This is a genomic window from Nonomuraea sp. KM88 (assembly GCF_052245635.1).
Taxonomy (GTDB): domain Bacteria; phylum Actinomycetota; class Actinomycetes; order Streptosporangiales; family Streptosporangiaceae; genus Nonomuraea.
In genome coordinates this window covers 176,977-196,881 of record NZ_JBQQCC010000017.1, presented here as the reverse complement: position 1 = coordinate 196,881, position 19,905 = coordinate 176,977, and the positions used below count along the sequence as shown (strand labels likewise).

The following is a 19,905-nucleotide window of genomic DNA, read 5'->3' as shown; positions in this document are numbered from 1 at the left end:
AGATAGGGCAGACTCGGGGATGTGGGTAGCACCGCTCCAATCGCCGTTGAGCGTCCGTCATCGGACGTCCGACCCGATCTGCCTTGGGTGACCATCGTCTGGAACGACCCGGTCAACCTCATGTCCTACGTGACCTATGTCTTCCAAACGGTCTTCGGCTATACCAGGGAGAAGGCCGAGAAACTCATGCTGGACGTCCACCACAAGGGCAAGGCCGTCGTGTCCAGTGGCACGCGTGAAGAGATGGAACGCGATGTGCAGATTCTCCACTCCTACGGCCTGTGGGCGACGGTCCAGCCGGATTCGGTCAAGTGAGGCGGCACGGGTGAGTTCGGGGTTCAAGCCGGGCAGGAACGGCGGCGTGATCGCGGTCTTCGAGGCCGCGGAGGTCTCGCTGCTGCGCTCGCTCGTGTCGATGATGCTCGGCATCGTCTCTCCGGGGCGGACGAGCGACGACCCGCTGGAGCGGGCGCTCGGCATCGGTGACACGGCGGTGCCGTCCGATCCGGTGCTGGCCAGGTTGTTCCCGTCGGCGTACGAGGACGAGAAGGACTCCGCCGAGTTCCGCCGCTACACCGAGGCGACGCTGCGCGACGGCAAGCGGGCGGACGCGCAGACCGTCTTCGACACCGCCGAGCCCGGCCACGCCGAGCTCACGGCCGAGCAGGCCCAGGCGTGGTTGCGCTCGCTCAACGACGTGCGCCTGACGCTCGGCGTCAAGCTCGACGTGACCGAGGAGGTGCACGACGAGATCGCGATGATGTCGGAAGACGACCCCCGCTACCCGGCCTACGTCACCTACGACTGGCTGACCTACCTGCAGGACAGCCTGGTCCGGGCCCTCTGGTAACTTCCGGGGCATGCTGTCGATCTCGCAGGAACTCGCGGACAAGATCGTCGCGCATGCTCGCGCCGATCATCCCGACGAGGCGTGTGGTGTCATCGCGGGCCGGGGCGGCGTGCCCGAGCGGTTCATCCCGATGGAGAACGCCGAGCGTTCGCCGACCTTCTACCGCTTCGACTCGATGGAGCAGTTCAGGGTCTGGAAGGAGATGGACGAGCGCGACGAGGAGCCCGTCGTGATCTACCACTCCCACACCGCCACCGAGGCCTACCCGTCGCGCACCGACGTGTCCTACGCCTCCGAGCCGAACGCCCACTACGTCCTGGTCTCCACCAAGGACGACACCGAGGTGGAGTTCCGCTCCTACCGCATCCTCGAAGGCGTCATCACCGAGGAAGAGGTAAGGTTCATCCCATGATGGTCCGGCAGGTGCAGAGCTTCCTCTTCGCGCACACCGCGGCTGTCGTCGTCTACGACTGTCCGTGAGCGATCCGCTGCGCGGGCTGCCGTCACGGCCCTGACGGGCACGGCGGTCCGGCGAGCCGATCTCCTGGTGGAACTTCCCCGGAATCCGCATCCTGCCGTCGGCGTTGCTGCCGATGGGACGACGACTGACCTGAGGAGACTGACCGCGATGGCCATCGAGGTTCGCATTCCGACCATCCTGCGCAACTACACCGACGGCGCCAAGGCCGTCGACGCCGAGGGCGCCACGCTCGACGAGCTGATCAGCAATCTCGAGTCGCGCCACCCCGGCATCAAGGACCGCCTGGTCGACCAGGGCGCGCTGCGCCGTTTCGTCAACGTCTACCTCAACGACGAGGACGTACGTTTCCTGGGCGGCCTGGGCACGCCGCTGTCCGACGGCGACACGGTGACCGTGCTTCCCGCCGTCGCCGGTGGGTGACATGCGTTTCGACTCGTTGATCGACTCGGTCGGCCGCACGCCTTTGGTGGGGCTGCCGAGGTTGTCACCCGCCTCCGACGTGCGGATCTGGGCCAAGCTCGAAGACCGCAATCCGACCGGGTCGATCAAGGACCGTCCGGCGCTCTGGATGATCCAGGAGGCCGAGAAGGACGGGCGGCTCACGCCCGGCTGCACGATTCTCGAGCCCACCAGCGGCAACACCGGCATCTCGCTGGCCATGTCGGCCAAGCTCAAGGGCTACAACCTGATCTGCGTGATGCCGGAGAACACCTCGGAGGAGCGCCGCCAGCTGCTGCGCATGTGGGGCGCCGAGATCATCTCCTCACCCGCCGCGGGCGGCTCCAACGAGGCCGTGCGCGTGGCCAAGGAACTCGCCGCGAAGAATCCGTCGTGGGTGATGCTCTACCAGTACGGCAACCCCGCCAACTGGCGCTCCCATTATGAGTCCACGGGCCCGGAGATACTGGCGGACCTGCCCACCGTCACGCACTTCGTGGCCGGGCTCGGCACGACGGGCACGCTGATGGGGGTCGGGCGGTTCCTGCGCGAGCAGGTGCCCGACGTGCAGATCGTCGCCGCCGAGCCGCGTTACGGCGAGCTGGTCTACGGGCTGCGCAACGTGGACGAGGGCTTCATCCCCGAGCTCTACGACGAGTCCGTGCTGACCACGCGCTTCTCGGTCGGCTCGGCCGACGCGCTGCGGCGCACCCGTGAGCTGCTGGCCTCCGAAGGCATCTTCGCCGGGGTCTCGACCGGTGCGGCGCTGCACGCGGCGCTGGGCGTGGCCAGGAAGGCGGTCAAGGCGGGCGAGCGCGCCGACATCGTCTTCGTGGTGGCCGACGGCGGCTGGAAATACCTGTCCACGGGCGCGTACGAAGGCACGCTCGAGGAGGCGGAGGACCGCCTCGAGGGCCAGCTCTGGGCCTGACGGCTCGCGCACCGCAGGTCGGCACGAGGGTGGCCGGTTCGGCGAACCGGCCACCCTCGTCCTGTGCACGGCTGCCCCGGCGGAGCTGGAGCCGCCGCGCACGCTCACCCGGTACGGCTAGTTGAACAGCACCCGCAGCGAGAACGTCGCCGAGCTGTCGGTCATCGACGTGCTCATGCCGACGGCCTTGAGCACCTGCGCGTTGGCCTTGTCGTCGCCCTGCATGGAGTTCAGGTACAGGCTCTCGATCTTGTCGAGGTCGACGAAGAGCGCCATGTTGGCCTCTTCCGGGTTGGCGACCGCCGTCTGGAACGTCTCCGAGTCGGCCAGCGTGCCCGTCTCGGCCAGCTTCTTGGCGTAGTCGTCCGTCGTCGCCACGGTGAAGACGCCGTCGCCGGCGACCTTGGCGAGCTGCGGAGCGCCCTGCGCGCCGGTGGCCATCGCCCGCTGGACCTTGTCCAGGATGGCCTGTGCCTTGGCCGGGTCGGTGGCGATGCGCGCGCCGGCCTTGAACTGGTTGTTGCTCAGGCCCTCGCTGTCGACCGCGAACGTGAAGTTCTTGCCGACGAGCGTCGCGAGGTCGCCCGGAAGGTCCAGCCCCAGGCGGGTTTTGGCCTGGGCGAGCATCTGCTGGGCCTGGGTGGCGCCGAGGGCCAGGGCCTGCTTTTCGATGTTGGCCCAGTTCTTGGTGAAGACCTGGTCGAGGCCGGAGATCGACAGGGCGCCGGCCGTGCTCGCGGGCAGGACGCCCAGGTTGGCCGGGGCCAACTCGCCCTCGGGGGCCATGCCCTTGGCGCCGTTGACGACGCCCGCCAGCTCGACGTAGGCGCTGTCGAAGCGGAGCGCGCCGGCGAACCTGGCGTTCTTGACCTGCTCGAGGCTCGCCTTCTGCTCGGGGGTCATGTTCTTCTCGGTCGCCTCGGCGAGGCCGCCGATGTGGGTCCAGAACGACAACACACCCTGCTCGCCGAGCGCGGCCAGGTCGTCGTTGAAGTCGGCGTTGTCGCCCAGGCTGCCTTCGGCCTGCGCGTACTTGGCGGCGAGTTCCGGCTTTTCCGTGATGATCGCGTAGTCCTCGCGGAAGGCGATGCCGTACTCGTCGCCCTCCATCAGCTTGGCGATGCCGGCCTTCGCCAGCTCCTCGTCCGTGATTTGGACGGCCACGGCGAGGTCGGGCTCGTCATTGCCGGACGGGACGGCGGCGAAGCCGATCCTGCTGCCCAGCCACGGGTCGACGTCCTTGGCGAAGTCGACCTTGGAGTCGCCGTCCTTGGTGATCGTGTCGAACAGCGCCTTGCGCGGGTCCTCGCCGGAGAAGGTGTCCTTGGTGACGGTGAACTTCCTGGCCAGCTCGAACAGCGCCACCTTCTGGTTGGCCGCCGGGTCGAGGTCGAGCCTGGCGTAGGCGATGCTGTTGGCGGGCAGCACCTCGTGCGGCTGGGTGCCGCCACCGCCGATGGCGCCCACGGCCCACACGGCGCCGCCGCCGAGCAGCACCACCGCGAGCGCGGCGGCGACGGCGATGATCCAGGCCTTGGGGCCCTTCTTGGCCGGCTCGGCGGGACCGAAGCCTTCGGGGCCCTGCTGCTGCCAGCCGCCCTGCGCGTGCTGGTTCTGCTGCTGCCAGCCCTGCTCCTGCTGCCACCCCTGCTGGGGTTGCTGCTGTTGCCAGCTCTGCTCCTGCTGCCACTGCTGCTGGGGTTGCTGCTGTTGCCAGCTCTGCTCCTGCTGCCACTGCTGCTGGGGTTGCTGCGGCTGCTGCCCGTACCCCTGCTGCTGCCATCCCTGCTGGGGCTGCTGCTGGCCATAGCCCCCCTGGGCCTGCTGGCCGTAAGGCTGCTGCGGTGGGTACGGCTCACCCGATGACATCGGCATCGTCGGGGGGTTCACCGGCTGCTGCCCCTGGTTCCAGTTGTATGCCGTGGTCCGGTCAGGGTCCTGGCCAGAGGGGGGATTATTCACAGACATCACTCAACTCACAAAGTGGACTAATGACCACAGCGAAGGTAGCTGATGTTGGTAGACCGCCGCTTGCAATGCGCTGAAGTACGACTTCGTGCCCGGTTGAACCCCTTCCGTAGCGGTAAGTCTCCCCGTCACGCCGCTAGAGTGTGGAAGCACTAGAACTAAGTTCCATACGAGGTGGGTGCGGATGACGAAGTTCGACGAGGCGACGCAGGCGATCAGGGTCGACGACAACACCTACGACGTGTGCCTCGACCCCGGATACGGGATCGGCGGCCCGCTCAACGGCGGCTACCTGCTGGCCGTGATCATGCGTGCGGCCGTGGAGGCCTCGCCGTTCGACCACCCCGTGACCACGAGCGCGCAGTTCCTCAAAGCGCCGGTCCCCGGTCCCGCCCAGGTCAAGATAGAGCCGCTCAAAGCGGGCAGGACGGCTGCATTCGCCAGGGCCACGCTCGTGCAGGACGGCGTCGCGCAGATCGCGAGTTCGATCACGACGGCCACCCTGCACGGCGCCGAGCCCGTCTACGCCGGCGAACCGGCCTGCGCCATGCCGAGCATCGACGACTGCGTCGCGCTCCCCGACCCCAAGCCTGAGTCGGGCATGATGCTGAACGCCCAGATGGAGGTGCTCTTCGACCCGCCCACGGTCGCCTGGCTGAAGGGCGAGCCCAGCGGCAGGCCCGAGTCGCGGGCCTACTTCAGGATGGCCGAGCCGCAGGACCCCGACCCGTACGTGCTGGCCCTGGCCGTGGACGCGCTGCCGCCCGTGGTGTTCTCCGCAGGCGCGCGCGGCTGGGCGCCCACCGTGGACCTCACCCTGCACCTGCGCGCCCTGCCCGCGCCAGGCTGGCTCACCGTGCTCTGCGGCGGCCGGCTCGTCTCCGACGGCTGGTTCGACGAGGAGGCGGAGGTGCGCGACTCGACCGGCCGGCTCGTGGCCCAGTCGCGCCAGCTGGCCCGCGTCGGCAGGGGATGAGCGTGTGGCCGCGACCAAGGCGCCACCACATCACGACCATGTTTCCCACATGAGCGAGCGCGGCGCGCGACTGTGAGCATTCTTACGCAGAGTTGATCGGGCAGGTCGCCTACCCTCGAAGGCGTGCCGGACGCGAGTATTGGGATCTTCGACAGCGGGGTCGGCGGCCTGACGGTCGCCCGCGCGATCATCGACCAGCTGCCCTACGAGTCGATCACGTACGTGGCCGACACGGCCCGCCAGCCGTACGGGCCGAAGAGCATCGCGGAGGTCCGCGCCTACGCCCTGGAGGTCATGGACCACCTCGTCGAGCACGACGTCAAGATGCTCGTCATCGCGTGCAACAGCGCCAGCGCCGCCGTGCTGCGCGACGCACGCGAGCGCTATGACGTCCCGGTCGTCGAGGTGATCCAGCCGGCCACCAGGAGGGCCGTGCGCGCCACCCGCACCGGCAGGGTCGGCGTGATCGCCACGAGGGCCACCATCGACTCGATGGCCTATCACGACGCCTTCACCGCGGCCCCCGACGTGCAGCTCACCGGCGTGGCCGCCCCGCGCCTGGTGGAGTACGTCGAGCGAGGGGAGACGATGAGCGACGAGCTCATCGAGGTCGTGCGCGACTACCTGGAGCCCATCAGGGCCGCGGGGTGCGACACCCTCATTCTCGGCTGCACCCACTACCCGCTGCTCACCGGTGCGATCTCCTACGTCGCCGGCGACGGGGTCACGCTGGTCTCCAGCGCCGAGGAGACGGCCAAGGACGTCTACCGGATCCTGCACGACCGCGGCCTGGCGGCGGGAGGCGAGGCCACCCCCCGGCACCGCTTCCGCGCCACCGGCGACTCCCTGCTCTTCGCCCGGCTCGGGCAGCGCTTCCTGGGGCCGGAGATCGACGCGGTCGAAGTCGCACCGCGGGGGGGTACCACCTCGAACGGCCACTCGGCCGCATCCGTGGCCGGCCTTCGCAGCTGCGGGAGCGCAGCCGCCGGCGTGCCTAGGGAAGACGCCGGGATCGAGGGGCCGAGCCGCGACGCGGAGCGTCGTACTGGGAAGGAGCCCACATGAAGGTGACCATCGTCGGCTGCTCGGGAAGCTATCCCGGCCCCGACAGTCCCGCGTCCTGCTACCTGATCGAGGCGGACGGGTTCAGGATGTTGCTCGACTTCGGCAGCGGCTCGCTCGGCGCGCTCCAGCGCCACATCGGCCTGTACGACGTGGACGCCATCTGCCTGACCCATCTGCACGCCGACCACTGTCTCGACGTCTGCGGCTACCACGTGGTCCGCACGTACGGGCCGGCCGCGCCGTACCCCATCGTGCCGATCTACGCGCCCGCGGACGCGCCGCGCCGGCTGGCGGCCGCGTACGGCATGCCGGACGAGCCCGGCCTCGAGACAGCCTTCGACTTCGTGCCGCTGGAGCCTGGAACGTTCGAGATCGGGCCGTTCACCCTGACCGCGGGCCTGGTCAACCACCCGGTCGAGGCGTACGGCTTCCGGGTGAGCGGTGGGGGCAGGTCCGTGGCCTACTCCGGCGACACCGGCGAGTCGGGCGAGCTGGTGAAGCTGGCCGCTGGCGCCGACCTGCTGCTGTGCGAGGCGTCGTTCGTCGAGCGGCCGGGGCTGCCGCCCGGCCTGCACCTGACCGGCCGGCAGGCGGCCGAGCACGCCGCCAAGGCCGATGTCGGCCGGCTCGTGCTCACCCACCTCGTCCCGTGGAACGACCAGGCGACCGTGCTGAGGGAGGCTTCCGAAGGCGGCTACGGCGGCCCGCTCGAGCTGGCCCGCAGCGGCGCCGTCTACGACCTGGCCTGAACCTCGCCGAAGTCGCGCATGCGCGGCAGCGGCGAGAACAGCAACGGCAGGAACGCCAGCAGCCTGCCCCCCATGAACACCCACAGGGCCTGCCGCACGCCGATCTGCTGGGCCACGAGGCCGCCGAGCAGCGCGCCCAGCGGCATCATGCCCCAGGTCATGAACCGCACCGACGCGTTGACCCGGCCGAGGACGTGCTCGGGGGTCACGGTCTGCCGGTAGGTGACCTGGCCGACGTTCAGCAGGACCGAGCTCCACGACAGGCCGATCGACGTGATCGCGAAGAACACCGCCCGCCAGTCGGGCTGCGTCATCGGCAACAGCAGGCCGAAGGGCGAGCCGATGGTGACGGCCAGCCAGGTCATCCGCGCGGTGCCGTACCTCCTGGACAGCCAGCCGCCGCTGAGGCCGCCCATCAGGCCGCCGATGCCGCCCGACATGAGCAGCACGCCGATGAGGCCGGGCGCGAGCATGACCTCGTCGGCCAGGAACAACACCGACTGGCCGAGGACCGCGCTCACGAAGAGGTTCATGGCCGCCGACGTGATCACGAACGTGCGCATCAGCCGGTCGTCCCAGACGTACGCGAGGCCCTCGCGGATGCCGCGCATCAGCGGCGTGGGCTCGGTGACGGCGGGCGGCCTGTCCGGCGCCTTGATCCGGCTCAGGAGGAGCACCGAGGCGAGCGCGCCGAGCGCGGTGGCGACCAGCGTGCGGGACGCCCCCAGCAGCTGCACGAGCGCGCCGCCGAGGGCCGGGCCCGACAGCGACCCGCTGGAGCGCACGACCTCCAGCTTGGAGTTGGCGTCGCCGAGCTGCGCGGTGCTGATCAGATCGGGCAGGTACGTGCGGTCGGCCACGTCGTTGAAGACCTGGGCCGCGCCGACCAGCAGCGCCACCAGGAACATCATCTCGATCGTCAGGAACCCCAGCTCGGCCGCGACGGGAATGCTGCCCAGCAGCAGGAACCTGGCCAGATCGGAGGCCATGAGCACGCGGCGCCTGCGCATCCGGTCGACCCACACCCCCGCGGGCAGGCCGATCAGAAGGAACGCCGTTGTCTGCAACGCCGACAGCACGCCGACCTCGGTGGGGCCGGCGTGTAATGCCAGCACGGCAACCAGCGGTAGCGCCACCCGCGAGATATTCGCGCCGAGTTCGTTGGCGACGTGAGAACCGAGGAACCGTAGGAAGTCAGGGTTTCGCAACACCCCCGTTGTCATTGCGTAAGGATCCATGTGTCGGACACATTTGGTCAAGAGCGTCGTGTCGCGGAGATAGGGTGATCTGCATGTCGCGACAGGATGGCCGCAACCCTGACCAGCTACGTCCCATAACCATCACGAGGCAATGGCTCACCCATGCCGAAGGATCTGTGCTCGTCGAATTCGGCGGCACCAGGGTGTTGTGCGCGGCCTCCGTCCAGGACAGCGTGCCCCGCTGGCGCCGCGGCAGCGGGCAGGGGTGGGTTACGGCCGAATATGCCATGTTGCCCCGTGCGACCAATACTCGTAACGATCGTGAATCAGTTCGGGGAAAAATCGGTGGCAGGACCCACGAGATATCGCGGTTGATCGGCCGTTCGCTACGCGCGTGCGTCGATTACAAAGCGTTGGGGGAAAACTCCATTCTGCTCGACTGTGACGTGCTGCAGGCCGACGGCGGCACCCGCACAGCCGCCATCACCGGTGCCTACGTCGCGCTGGCCGACGCGGTGTCGTGGATGCGCGGGCGCAAGATGTGCCCGGGCGACCCGCTGATCGGCTCCGTCGCGGCCGTCTCCGTCGGCGTGGTCGGATCGGTGCCGATGCTCGACCTCTGCTACACCGAAGACGTCGCCGCCGAGACCGACATGAACGTCGTGATGACCGGCGAGGGCAGCTTCGTCGAGGTGCAGGGAACGGCCGAGGGCGCGCCGTTCGACCGCGCGGCGCTCGACCAGCTGCTCGACCTGGCCGTGGCGGGCTGCGAGGAGCTCACGCTCATCCAGCAGGAGGCGCTGGAGTCATGAAGATCGTGCTGGCCACCCGCAACGCCGGCAAGATCGCGGAGCTGCGCCGCATCCTGGCCGGTTTCGAGATCGTCGGGCTGGAGGCGTTCCCCCAGATCGGCGAGGTCGCCGAGACCGGCGTCACCTTCGAGGAGAACGCCCTGCTCAAGGCGCATGCCGTCGCCCAGGGCTCCGGGCTGCCCGCGGTCGCCGACGACTCGGGGCTCTGCGTCGATGTGCTCAACGGCATGCCGGGCGTGTTCTCCGCTCGTTGGTCGGGCCGGCACGGCGACGACCGGGCCAACCTCGACCTGCTGCTGGCCCAGCTGTCCGACGTGCCCGCCGACCGGCTGACCGCCCACTTCGCCTGCGCCGCCGCGCTGGCTCTGCCGTCGGGGGAGTCGCGGGTGGTCGAGGGCGTCCTGCCGGGGCGGCTCGTCACCACGCCGCGCGGCAGCAACGGGTTCGGCTACGACCCGATCCTGGTGCCCGACGGTGAGGACCGCACGACCGCTGAGATGTCGCCCGGCGAGAAGGACGCGATCAGCCACCGGGGCCGGGCCTTCCGCGCGCTGACCCCGATCGTGCGCGAGCTGCTCGGCTCGTAACCACCGTGTAAGAACCGCCGGGCACGGGGCGGCGTACCGTCGAGACGTGCAGAGGAAATCGGTGGTGCCCGCCTGGGCCAGGGCCTTGCTGGGGCTGGTCGCCGGGGGCGTGGCTCTCGGGATCGCGCAGCTCGTGGCCGCGTTCGTCGGTCCTGAGACGTCTCCCGTGCTCGCCGTGGGCGATGCGACGGTCGATCTGACGCCGGCGCCGGTCAAGGAATTCGCGATCAGGACGTTCGGCGAGAGCGACAAGGCCGTTCTCGTCGGCGGCGTGCTGGTGGTGGTGCTCTTCGGGGTCGCGCCGCTCATCGGGATGCTGGCCCTGCGCCGGCTCTCCTACGGCTTCGCGGGGCTGGCCGTGTTCGGTGCGGTGGGGCTGCTGGCGGTGCTGACCCGGCCGGAGGCGGGGGTGCTGGACGTGCTTCCGACCCTGGCCGGCGTGGGCGCGGGCGGCTGTGCTCTGGCCTGGCTCGTACGCCGGGCGACCGGCGACGGCGACCCCTTCCACGGGATCGACGCGCGGCCGCCCCTGCAACCCGCGAAGGTCGGCGCCCCGACCGGAGGCGAAGCCGGCCCGGGGAGTGGCCCGTCGACCGGCCCGTCGAGCGGCACGTCGAGCGGCACGTCGGGTGGCGCCGGAAGCGGTCCGGCGAGCGGCTCCGCGAGCGGCTCCGCGAGCGGTGGCGGGGGTGCCGTGGAGCGGCCCGCCGTCATGTGGGTCGCGGGGGAGCCGCCGGCGTTCGACCGCCGCCGGTTGCTGACCGGCGCGGCGGGCGGCGCGGTGGCCGCCGGGGCCGCCTACCTGCTCGGGCAGACCCTCGGAGGGCGGCAGATGGTCGACACCGCGCGGGCGGGGGTGGCGCTGCCCAGGCCCGCGACCCCGGCCAGGCCGATCCCGGCCGGCGCGGACCTGCGCATCGGCGGGCTGTCGCCGTTCATCACGCCCAACAAGGACTTCTACCGGGTCGACACCGCGCTCGTCGTCCCCCAGGTCGATCCTGGCGACTGGACGCTGCGCATCCACGGCATGGTCGACCGGCCCGTCGAGATCACCTACGCGGACCTGCTGAGGATGCCGCTCACCGAGGCGGACGTCACGCTCACCTGCGTCTCCAACGAGGTCGGCGGCCCGCTGGCCGGCAACGCCCGGTGGCTGGGCGTGCGCATGGCCGAGGTGCTGCGCCAGGCCGGGCTCCGGTCCGGCGCCGACATGCTCCTGTCCACCTCCGCGGACGGCTTCACCTGCGGCACCCCGGTGGACGTGGTGATGGACGGGCGCGACGCGCTCTTCGCGGTCGCGATGAACGGCGAGGTGCTCCCCGTCGACCACGGTTTCCCGGTGCGCCAGGTGGTGCCGGGCCTGTACGGGTACGTCTCGGCCACCAAGTGGGTCGTGGACATCAAGGTGACCCGGTTCGACAGGGACCAGGCGTACTGGACGCCCCGCGGATGGGCGGCCAAGGGCCCGATCAAGACGCAGTCGCGCATCGACGTGCCCAAGGCCGCGGACACGCTGAAGCCGGGGCGGAACACGGTCGCCGGGGTGGCGTGGGCGCAGCACACGGGGGTGGACGCCGTGGAGGTGCGGTTCGACGGCGGGCAGTGGAGGCAGGCGAAGCTGGCCGAGGTGCCCGGGCCGGACACCTGGCGGCAGTGGTCGATCGACTGGGACGCCAGGCCGGGCGAGCACCGCATCGAGGTGCGCGCGACGGACGCGTCCGGCTACACCCAGACCGACGACTTCGCCCCGGTGGCGCCGGACGGCGCGACGGGCTGGCACACGCTCACGGTGAACGTCGTCTGATCCTTGTCGTGGTTTGCGCTGTTTGCCCAGGTAGAGAGGGGGAACTCTGGCGGTCAATCTGCCTGACTGCACCTCCCTGCCGTGGTGACGCCTCTACGATCGGTCGTCGAGCATGACAGGAGGCAGGCCGTGTTCCGCGAGCGCAAGCCGAGTGTCCGGTGGGTCCTTCCAGAGGGGCGTTACGACCCTGTGGTGGCCGAAGGGGTGCGGTGGCTCGACTACGAGCGGGCCGCCGAGGCCGGTGCAGCGCCCCCTGACGGCGGCTCCGCCCCCGCGCACCCGGCCACCTCGGAGCACGAACCACCAGGCCCCACCACCACGGATCCGGGGGAGCCCGCGCAACTCGACGAGCCCGGGGAGCCCGTGCAGCCCGCGCAGTCCAGGGAGTCCGGGGAGCTCGGAGAGTCGGGGAAGCCCGAGGTCCTCGGTGAGCTCGGAGAGTTCGGGGAGCCCGGGGACCTCGACGCATCCGCTGAGCCCCTGGAGCCGGTGGAGCTCGACTGGTTCGATCTGCCGCGGCGGCCGCCCAGGCTCGCCGACTGCCGGCCGTACGGTGTGCCGGGCGGGCTGGCCAGGCCGGACCCGCAGGTCGAGCGGGACCTCGCCGAGTCGCTGCAGCCCGGCGCCCGCTTTCCCGACCCGCGCGGCACCTGGGTGCGGCTGATCAACGGCGGCGGGCCCGCCGACGACCCGTTCCGGGCCTCCAACGCCGCCGACTGCGCGCTCGCCGTGCTGTCCACCTGGCACGGCGAGCCCGCGACCGCCGCGCCCCGGCTGCCCGAGTACGACAGGATCGGCCGGCCGGTGCTGACCGGCGAGCGGGGAAGCACGGCCAGGATCGAGCGGTGGGCGGGCCATCGCCTGCAGTACGCGGGGCAGGGGCGGCACGCCTACCCGCTGATCGCGCGGCGGTTGCTCGACGCCGGGCACGGCGCGAGCGCCGTCATCGTGGTGCGCTGGCCCGGCGGCGGCTCCCACGCCTGGAACGCGGTCAACGCCGACGGCGAGGTGATCTGGATCGACGCGCAGCGGGGGCACATGTCCGTCGAGCCGCCGTACACGACGGTGACCGGGGTGTTCTGCCTGATGCTCGACCGGCAGGGGCGGCCGCGATGAACCTGGACCAGGCCAGGTCGCTGGCGGAGGAGTATTTCAACGGCGTGCTCCCGCTCGATGAGGCGGTGCCGGTGGGGGTGTACGCGTTCGACGCGGGTTACGTCGCCTGGGTGCGGGATCTCGACCCCGACGACCCGGCCAGGCTGCCGGACGCCGTGGGAGGCGGGTGCATCGTGATCGACCGGGCCACGGGCGAGGTGGTGGCCCGGCCGCTCCTCGACCCGGAGACGGTGGCCGAGCTGTGGCCCGGCCGCAGACCCCGCTGAGACCCGGGCGGCCGTCAGGTGACGGTCTTGGGGCACACGGTGCCCCGCGCGGGGAGGCGCAGGCTGATCAGGTAGCGGTTGACGTGGCCGATGATGCAGGAGTTCCCGGCGTTGTAGAGGCCGTGGCCGTGTCCCTGGTACTGGACCGCCGCCGAGCCCGGTACCCGCCGTACGATGTCCGCGCTCCTGCCGTAGTCCGTCCAGGAGCCGACACCCAGGTAGGGCGGCAGTTCCTCGGCGGGCAGCGGCCCGGGCGGATTGGTGACGGGGGTCGGCCAGCCGACACAGCCGAGCGGGTGCCAGAGCTCGGTCCCGGCGATGTTGGGCAGCAGGCGCTCACCTTCGCGGCGCCTCTGCCGGTACTCCTCGTAGTCGCGGAAGACGATGCCGTCGAGGCAGTGGGTCATGTTCATCCCGGTGGACGAGGGCACCTTCGGGCTTTTCCTGGCCTGCCGGACGTAGTCGGCGAACCCTGAGGCGTCACCGTCGACGGCCCGCTTGATCGCCTCCGCAAGCTCCGTCCATCGGGGGAGGTCGGGCTCCTGACCTGGCGAGATGATGCTGGGGGCGGCGGCCTCCTTGATGTCGAACCCGCTGTAGGCGGCCGCCGGCGATTCGCCTTTGACCGGCACCGGGACACGGTCTGCCCGCGCCACCAGCGCCCTCCAGACCTCGCCGACGTCCTGGCCGTGCAGCGCGCAGGTGGTTTTCGCCGCGCACCAGGCGGCGAAGCGGGCGAAGGACTCCTCATGGGAGAGCCTGCTCTGCGCACGGTGCTCGTACGGGTTGACCGCGCCGTCGAACACCATCGCGCGCACCCGGCCGGGGAACAGCCGGGAGTATTCGATCCCGGGTCTGCCGCCGTAGGAGTTGGCGATGAAGCTCAGCTTCTCCTCTCCCAGAGCGACGCGGATCGCCTCCATGTCCCGCGCCACGGAGGCGGAATCCATGTGGTCGAAGAACTCGGGGTCGGCGCTGCGGCATCGCTGCGCCGCCGCCCGGTTGCGCCTGCCCAGCTCGGCGTACTCGGCGCGGGTGTCGGGCCAGGTGATCCACGGGCCGGAGAACAGGCAGTCGAACGACAGCACGCCCTTGTCGACGGTGTTGCGGGGCTCGACGCTGACCACGTCGAAACGATCGCGCAGTTCGGCGAAGCTGCCCGCGTTCCTGCTCAGATCCTCCACGCCCGAGCCGCCCGGCCCGCCGGGGATCGCGAACACCGTGCCCATCCTGCGTTGGGCGCCGGTGGCCGGCAGCAGCCCGACGGTCAGGTCGATCTTCCGCCCGGACGGCTCGGCCCAGTTCACGGGCACCTTGATCGAGGCGCAGCGCATCTCCTTGACGAGGGTCCTGTCCGCGCAGTCCGCCCAGGCCATCGTCGATGCGGGGTCCGGCGAGCTCGCCGCGGCGGCAGGCACAGCCGAGACCAGGACGGCCGCGGCAGCGCCGATCGCCAGCACCTTGATCCGGCGCCCGGCCATCGTGATCACCGTGGCGCCCGCCGTCAGCGCGGCGAGCACGTACGCCACCAGCAGCCCCGCCGCCGCGGCGGGGGGCAGGATGCCGCCGCCGACCCGCGCGATCTGGAGCGGCAGGTTCTCGATCATGAAGGAGCCGGCCTGCGCGCGCAGCGGCATGGGCAGCGTCTTGGCCACCACCGGCAGCACCACGATGATCACGGCCAGCACGACCAGAGCGCCAGGGGTGGAGCGGACGGCGGCCCCGACGCCGAGCCCGATCAGGGCGACCGCGGCCATCGACAGCCCGGCGACGATCACCGAGGGGAGCACGCCCGGATCCGACAGCGGCGTGCCCAGCGTCACCCCTTCGCGGAGCAGCTGCCCGGCCCGGTCGCCGAGCGCCGCCATGGAGGCCGCGTGCATGACGAACGCCAGAACCTGGCCGGCCACCAGCGCGACCGCGGCCAGGCCGGGAATCTTGGCCAGCAGGAGCACCCGCCTGCGTGGCACGGCCACCAGGCTCGTCTGGATCATCCCGGTGCTGTGTTCCGAGGTGATCGCCAGCGCGCCCAGCACGGCGAACACGAAGTAGGCGACCGCGATCCCGTTGCCGATGCCGTCCCCGTTGCCGGGGAAGGCCATCTTCTCGTCCAGCGTCTGGCCGTCGAACCCGCGGCCGATCATGAACGCGATCCCGGCGCAGGCCAGGACGGCCGCCACCGAGCAGGCCAGCACGTAGACGTTCGAGCGGAGCGTGCGAAGCTTCATCCACTCGGAAGCGATCACGTCGATCACCGCACGGCCTCCTTCTGAGTGCTCCCGCTCTCGCTTCTGAACTCGGTGCTGTCCTCCGTGAGCCGCATGAACGCCTCCTCCAGGGACGCGGCGCGCGGAGACAGCTCCACCAGCGCGATCCCCGCGGACAGCGCCAGCGCGCCGATCTCGGCCGCGTCCAGCCCATGGACGGACAGAGCAACGGCCCGGGCGCCGTCGTCCTCGGCCACCACCGTCGCCCCGTGCCCGCGCATGATGGCGGTGAGCTGTTCCGGGTGACGCGTGCGGACCAGCACGTCACCCTCGAAATGCCCGGCCAGGGCGTTCATGCCGGTGTCAGCGATCAGCCGGCCCCGTCCGATGACGATGACGTGGTCGGCGGTGAATGCCATCTCGTTCATCAGATGGCTGGACAGCAGCACGGTACGGCCCTCGGCCGCCAGCGAACGCAGCAGGCCGCGCAGCCAGCGGATGCCCTCGGGGTCCAGTCCGTTCAGCGGCTCGTCGAACATCAGCACCGCCGGGTCCCCGAGCAGCGCCGCCGCGATGCCCAGTCGCTGCTTCATGCCGAGGGAGAAGCCGCCGATCCTCTTGCCTGCGACGTCGGTCAGGCCGGCCTGGTCGAGGACGGCGGTCACACGGGCGCGGCCGATGCCGTTGCTGCGCGCGAGGCAGCCGATATGGTCGCGGGCCGAGCGGCCGCCGTGCACCGCCCCGGCGTTCAGCAGCGCCCCCATCGTGCGCAAGGGCCGGCGCAGCGACGCGTACGGTCGCCCGTCCACCAGCGCCTCACCCGAGGAGGGGACCTCCAGCCCGAGTACGGCCCGCATGGTCGTGGACTTGCCGGCTCCGTTCGGTCCCAGGAACCCGGTCACCAGCCCCGGTTTCACCGTGCAGGTCAGGTCGTCCACGGCGAGCGTGCGGCCGTACCGCATGCTCAGTCCCCTCACTTCGATCACGTCCCGCTCTCCTTCGCCTGGCCGGGCACGATCAGCACGCTCTGATCGGGCCTGCCCAGCCTCGCGGTCACGAGGGCCTGCCTCCATGGGTGCCGGTCCACCTCCCGGGGTGGAAAATCGCCACCCCGGGAGGTGGACCCAGCCCCACTGCCCTGAGCACGTGACCAGCGTTCCGCCCGAGCCTCGAAGGCTCCGGGTCAGCCGGTGGCGAGGGAACCGGTGATCGACGCCCGGGCGGCCCGGCGGGCCGGCAGGACCGCCGCCAGCACCGCGGCCACGCCGGAGAGCACCACGAACAGCACGATCTGCGCGACCGGCACTGAGAAGACGGCGCCGTCCAGCATGGCCATGATCGCGGCCCACCCGAAGGCGCCTCCGAACACGACGCCCACCAGCGCCCCGATCAGCCCGAGCACCAGCGCCTCGACCGACAACATCCCGCGCAGTTGCCGCCGGGTCAGGCCCAGCGCCCGCAGCAGCGCCGACTCCCTGGTGCGCTCGTGCACCGACAGCGAGAGCGTGTTGGCGATGCCCAGCAGCGAGATCAGGATCGCCAGTCCCAGCAGCCCGGTGATGATCATGAGAAGCATGTCCAGCGTCTCGTCGAACTGGCCGCGTACCTCCGTCGAGCTCGACACCTTCACGCTCGGATAGGGAGCCGCGGCCGCGTCGACGACCTCGCGCGCGCGGTCGGGAGGCACGCCGTCACCGATGCGGATCATCACCCGCGCGTCGGGCACCGCCCCGAAGTAGGTGTCGAAGGCGGTCTCCGCCACGGTGACCGGCGGCAGCACCGACTGGTTCCCGTCGAGCAGCGCGACCACCTCCAGCGGCACCGTCCCGGCCCGCGCGGTCCTGAGCCGCACCGAGTCGCCGACCCGCACGCCCAGGCCCTCGGCCTCGTTGTCCCGCAGCGCCACCCGGCCCGCGCCGAAACCCGCCATGGAACCGGCGGTGACGTAGGGCTCGACGGGTCCGCGGAACGTGCCGGTGATCACGTGCCGGCCGCCGATCGTGGCTTCGGCCTGGCGGATCTGCACCACGGAGGCCAGCTCCGGCGCGTCCCGCAGGCTCTCGGCGACGGTCCTCGGGACGACGGAGTCGCGGGATTGGTCCATCAGCACGTAGTCGATGGGGAACTGCTCGTCGAGCTTGGCCGTCATCGTCAGCCTGGTGGACGCGGTGACCACCGAGATCAGCGTCATGAGCGTCACCCCGATCGTCAGGGCGACCGTGGTGGTCGCGGCCCGCTTCGGGTTGCGTCCCGAGTTGCCGACGGCCAGGCGGCCCGGCACCCCGAACAGCCTGCCGGGGATCCAGCCGACCAGCGCGCTCAGCGGCCTGACCAGCACCGGGCCGAAGATCAGCACCGCCAGGAACGTCAGCGTGCCCCCGGCCATCACGACGAGCAGCGAGATCTCCCGGCCGGGTTCGAGCACGAACACGCCGACGGCGGTGGTGCCGAGCCCGGCCACCAGGAAGAAGGCGGCGAAGAGCCCGCGCAGCAGGCCCGCACGGAACGTCTGCTCCTCGGCCTGGCTGCGCAGCGCCGCGACCGGCGGGACACGGGTCGCGGACCTGGCGGGCAGCAGGGCCGCGCACACCGTGACCGCGAGGCCGACGGCCAGCCCTGCCGCCGTGGTGACCGGTGAGAGCGTGACGGCTGCGTCGGTGGGCAGCGGGGCGTCGACCGCGGCCAGCACCGTCAGCGTGAGCGCGGCCAGACCGTATCCGAGCAGCAGCCCCAGCGCGGAGGCGAGCGCGCCCACGACGGCCGACTCCAGCAGGATCGAGCCGAACACCTGCCCCCGCGTGGCGCCGATGCACCGCAGCAGCGCCATCTCCCTGGTGCGCTGGGCGACGAGGATGGTGAACGTGTTGTAGATGACCAGGGCCGCCACCATCATGGCCACGGCCCCGAACAGCAGCAGGCCCAGCGTGAACATCCGTGTCTCGACCCCGGCCGCCCTGGCCAGGTCGGAGGCCAGCTCGTCGCCGGTCTTGACGGTGTACGCGCCGCCGGCGGCCGCCGTGACGGCCTGCTTCAGCCCGGGGGCCGAGCCCGCGACGTCGATCTCGCGGTAGCCCCTGGCACCCGTCATGCGCTGCGCGGTGGCCGTGGTGAAGCCGACCGCGCCGGTGAAGGAGAGGTCCTGGTCGAGGCCGGTGTCGAGGAGGCCCACGAGCCTGAACCGGTGCTCTGCCTTCCCGGCGTCGAGCACGGTGATGGTGTCGCCGAGCCGGAAGCCCTGGGCCCTGGCGGTGTTCTCGTCGAGCACGGCGGCCCGGTCGTCGGTGCCGGGCCCGGTGCCGGCGACGATGTCGGCGCGGTCCAGCGGGCCGGTGACGATCGAGATCGCCGTGGTGGGGAGGTCGCCGACGGTCTTGCCGTCCTTGCCGAGCAGCGGCGCGGCACCGCGGACCAGGCCCTGCGCCTCCGTCACGCCGTCGAGGGCGCGGATCCGCTCCAGCACGCGCTCGGGCAGCACGGAGCCGGGGCCCTCGGGCAGGACGGCGACGTCCACCTTGCCCGCGTCGGCGGTGACCCGCTGGGCGAAACCCGCCTCGACGGTGTCGTTCAGCACGAACGTGCCCGCGATGAACCCCACGCCCAGCATGATCGCCAGCGACGTGAGCAGCAGCCGGAGCGTGTGGGCGCGCAGCCCGGCCAGAGCCGTCCTCAGCACCTCAAGCCTCCAGCTTCACGAGCGTGTCCAGCACGGTCTGCGGCGTCGGCGCGGCGATCTCGGTGACCAGCTCGCCGTCGCGCAGGAACACCACGCGGTCGGCGTACGACGCCGCGACCGGGTCGTGCGTGACCATGACGATGGTCTGGCCCAGCTCGCGCACCGACGTGCGCAGGAACGACAGGATCTCGGCGCCGCTGCGGGAGTCCAGGTTCCCCGTCGGCTCGTCGGCGAAGATCACCTGTGGCTTGCTGATGAGCGCCCTGGCCACGGCCACGCGCTGCTGCTGGCCGCCGGACAGCTCGGTCGGCCGGTGCGAGAGCCGGTCCGTCAGCCCGACGGTCTCGATGACCCGGTCGACCAGCGCCTCATCGGCCTGGCGGGCGGCGATCTCCAGGGGCAGGCGGATGTTCTGCTCCGCGGTCAGCGTCGGCAGCAGGTTGAATGCCTGGAAGACGAACCCGATCCGCTCGCGGCGCAGCAGGGTGAGCTGCCGGTCCGACAGGCCGGTCAGCTCCACGTCGCCGAGGTGCACGGTGCCCGACGTGGCCGTGTCGAGACCGGCCAGGCAGTGCATCAGCGTGGACTTGCCCGAGCCCGACGGGCCCATGATGGCGGTGAACGCCCCGGTGGCGAAGGCCACGCTCACCTCGCGCAGGGCGTGCACCCGGGCGTCGCCCTGGCCGTACACCTTGGTCAGCTCCGTGGCCACGACAGCGGTCGCGGCTCGGCGTTCGGTGAGCGTCACCTTCACTCCTTCTCCCTGGGGGCGCGGGCTTCAAC

General features: G+C 71.0%; 19 protein-coding genes. 13 read left to right on the top strand and 6 right to left on the bottom strand.

Annotated features, from left to right (window positions below; all coding sequences use genetic code 11):
- The first annotated feature begins 21 nt into the window (after positions 1-21).
- The 5 genes from clpS (at position 22) to ACTWPV_RS38635 (ending at position 2,700) form a co-directional block, all read left to right on the top strand.
- Entirely contained in the window at positions 22-315 is a 294-nt protein-coding gene (gene clpS / locus ACTWPV_RS38655) for an ATP-dependent Clp protease adapter ClpS (RefSeq protein ID WP_132330654.1), read from the top strand.
- 10 nt (positions 316-325) lie between these two features.
- Positions 326-850 carry a DUF2017 domain-containing protein gene (locus ACTWPV_RS38650; RefSeq protein ID WP_347649809.1) on the top strand — a complete coding sequence of 175 codons (525 nt, stop codon included), beginning with the start codon at positions 326-328 and terminating at the stop codon, positions 848-850.
- A gap of 10 nt (positions 851-860) precedes the next feature.
- Positions 861-1,262 carry a Mov34/MPN/PAD-1 family protein gene (locus ACTWPV_RS38645; protein ID WP_132594099.1) on the top strand — a complete coding sequence of 134 codons (402 nt, stop codon included), beginning with the start codon at positions 861-863 and terminating at the stop codon, positions 1,260-1,262.
- Between the two features lie 216 nt (positions 1,263-1,478).
- Entirely contained in the window at positions 1,479-1,751 is a 273-nt protein-coding gene (locus tag ACTWPV_RS38640) for a MoaD/ThiS family protein (RefSeq protein ID WP_347621821.1), read from the top strand.
- Position 1,752: 1 nt separating this feature from the next.
- Positions 1,753-2,700, top strand: a complete 948-nt coding sequence (locus ACTWPV_RS38635; protein ID WP_347649810.1) for a PLP-dependent cysteine synthase family protein — start codon at positions 1,753-1,755, stop codon at positions 2,698-2,700.
- A 117-nt stretch (positions 2,701-2,817) separates the two neighbouring features.
- Here the strand turns inward: ACTWPV_RS38635 and ACTWPV_RS38630 are convergent, their stop codons facing one another.
- Entirely contained in the window at positions 2,818-4,575 is a 1,758-nt protein-coding gene (locus tag ACTWPV_RS38630; RefSeq protein WP_443155571.1) for a DUF3352 domain-containing protein, read from the bottom strand.
- A gap of 277 nt (positions 4,576-4,852) precedes the next feature.
- Between ACTWPV_RS38630 and ACTWPV_RS38625 the strand changes: the two genes are divergently transcribed.
- From ACTWPV_RS38625 to ACTWPV_RS38615, 3 genes are all read left to right on the top strand, one after another.
- Positions 4,853-5,644: a thioesterase family protein gene (locus tag ACTWPV_RS38625; RefSeq protein WP_347649812.1), complete on the top strand. Its 792-nt coding sequence runs from the start codon at positions 4,853-4,855 to the stop codon at positions 5,642-5,644.
- Positions 5,645-5,767: 123 nt separating this feature from the next.
- Positions 5,768-6,709, top strand: coding sequence for a glutamate racemase (gene murI, locus ACTWPV_RS38620; protein ID WP_443155570.1), 942 nt, complete (start codon positions 5,768-5,770; stop codon positions 6,707-6,709).
- Positions 6,706-7,458 (top strand): MBL fold metallo-hydrolase, encoded by a 753-nt coding sequence (locus tag ACTWPV_RS38615; RefSeq protein WP_347649814.1) that lies wholly within the window; start codon positions 6,706-6,708, stop codon positions 7,456-7,458. The genes murI and ACTWPV_RS38615 overlap by 4 nt, the downstream gene beginning before the upstream one ends.
- Here ACTWPV_RS38615 and ACTWPV_RS38610 read toward each other — a convergent pair.
- Complete coding sequence (locus ACTWPV_RS38610) at positions 7,443-8,681, bottom strand: MFS transporter (protein WP_443155569.1); 1,239 nt, start codon at positions 8,679-8,681, stop codon at positions 7,443-7,445. The genes ACTWPV_RS38615 and ACTWPV_RS38610 overlap by 16 nt on opposite strands.
- Positions 8,682-8,749: 68 nt before the next feature.
- Here ACTWPV_RS38610 and rph point away from each other — a divergent pair, with 68 nt between their 5' ends.
- The 5 genes from rph (at position 8,750) to ACTWPV_RS38585 (ending at position 13,242) form a co-directional block, all read left to right on the top strand.
- Positions 8,750-9,469 carry a ribonuclease PH gene (rph, locus tag ACTWPV_RS38605; RefSeq protein WP_443155590.1) on the top strand — a complete coding sequence of 240 codons (720 nt, stop codon included), beginning with the start codon at positions 8,750-8,752 and terminating at the stop codon, positions 9,467-9,469.
- Positions 9,466-10,056: an RdgB/HAM1 family non-canonical purine NTP pyrophosphatase gene (gene rdgB / locus ACTWPV_RS38600; RefSeq protein WP_347649816.1), complete on the top strand. Its 591-nt coding sequence runs from the start codon at positions 9,466-9,468 to the stop codon at positions 10,054-10,056. Before rph ends, rdgB begins: the two co-directional genes overlap by 4 nt.
- 46 nt (positions 10,057-10,102) lie before the next feature.
- Entirely contained in the window at positions 10,103-11,860 is a 1,758-nt protein-coding gene (locus ACTWPV_RS38595) for a molybdopterin-dependent oxidoreductase (RefSeq protein WP_443155568.1), read from the top strand.
- An 84-nt stretch (positions 11,861-11,944) separates the two neighbouring features.
- Positions 11,945-12,976: a toxin glutamine deamidase domain-containing protein gene (locus ACTWPV_RS38590; RefSeq protein ID WP_443155567.1), complete on the top strand. Its 1,032-nt coding sequence runs from the start codon at positions 11,945-11,947 to the stop codon at positions 12,974-12,976.
- The gene (locus tag ACTWPV_RS38585; RefSeq protein WP_347649819.1) at positions 12,973-13,242 is read left to right on the top strand and encodes a hypothetical protein; all 270 of its coding nucleotides are present in this window, start codon (positions 12,973-12,975) and stop codon (positions 13,240-13,242) included. The genes ACTWPV_RS38590 and ACTWPV_RS38585 overlap by 4 nt, the downstream gene beginning before the upstream one ends.
- Before the next feature lie 14 nt (positions 13,243-13,256).
- Here ACTWPV_RS38585 and ACTWPV_RS38580 read toward each other — a convergent pair whose 3' ends face one another.
- The 4 genes from ACTWPV_RS38580 to ACTWPV_RS38565 form a co-directional block, all read right to left on the bottom strand.
- Positions 13,257-15,497: an alpha/beta fold hydrolase gene (locus ACTWPV_RS38580; protein ID WP_443155566.1), complete on the bottom strand. Its 2,241-nt coding sequence runs from the start codon at positions 15,495-15,497 to the stop codon at positions 13,257-13,259.
- Positions 15,494-16,435, bottom strand: a complete 942-nt coding sequence (locus ACTWPV_RS38575) for an ATP-binding cassette domain-containing protein (protein WP_443155565.1) — start codon at positions 16,433-16,435, stop codon at positions 15,494-15,496. The genes ACTWPV_RS38580 and ACTWPV_RS38575 overlap by 4 nt, the downstream gene beginning before the upstream one ends.
- A 197-nt stretch (positions 16,436-16,632) precedes the next feature.
- Positions 16,633-19,122, bottom strand: a complete 2,490-nt coding sequence (locus ACTWPV_RS38570; RefSeq protein ID WP_443155564.1) for an ABC transporter permease — start codon at positions 19,120-19,122, stop codon at positions 16,633-16,635.
- Position 19,123: 1 nt separating this feature from the next.
- Complete coding sequence (locus tag ACTWPV_RS38565; RefSeq protein WP_443155563.1) at positions 19,124-19,870, bottom strand: ABC transporter ATP-binding protein; 747 nt, start codon at positions 19,868-19,870, stop codon at positions 19,124-19,126.
- Positions 19,871-19,905 lie beyond the last annotated feature (35 nt).

Bases quoted from the DNA above. Each gene is read 5' to 3' on its own strand.
- ACTWPV_RS38585 (WP_347649819.1), top strand. From the start codon at position 12,973: ATGAACCTGGACCAGGCCAGGTCGCTGGCGGAGGAGTATTTCAACGGC.
- rph (WP_443155590.1), top strand. From the start codon at position 8,750: ATGTCGCGACAGGATGGCCGCAACCCTGACCAGCTACGTCCCATAACC.
- ACTWPV_RS38645 (WP_132594099.1), top strand. From the start codon at position 861: ATGCTGTCGATCTCGCAGGAACTCGCGGACAAGATCGTCGCGCATGCT.
- ACTWPV_RS38610 (WP_443155569.1), bottom strand. From the start codon at position 8,681: ATGACAACGGGGGTGTTGCGAAACCCTGACTTCCTACGGTTCCTCGGT.
- ACTWPV_RS38630 (WP_443155571.1), bottom strand. From the start codon at position 4,575: ATGCCGATGTCATCGGGTGAGCCGTACCCACCGCAGCAGCCTTACGGC.
- rdgB (WP_347649816.1), top strand. From the start codon at position 9,466: ATGAAGATCGTGCTGGCCACCCGCAACGCCGGCAAGATCGCGGAGCTG.
- ACTWPV_RS38615 (WP_347649814.1), top strand. From the start codon at position 6,706: ATGAAGGTGACCATCGTCGGCTGCTCGGGAAGCTATCCCGGCCCCGAC.
- ACTWPV_RS38640 (WP_347621821.1), top strand. From the start codon at position 1,479: ATGGCCATCGAGGTTCGCATTCCGACCATCCTGCGCAACTACACCGAC.
- ACTWPV_RS38625 (WP_347649812.1), top strand. From the start codon at position 4,853: ATGACGAAGTTCGACGAGGCGACGCAGGCGATCAGGGTCGACGACAAC.
- ACTWPV_RS38635 (WP_347649810.1), top strand. From the start codon at position 1,753: ATGCGTTTCGACTCGTTGATCGACTCGGTCGGCCGCACGCCTTTGGTG.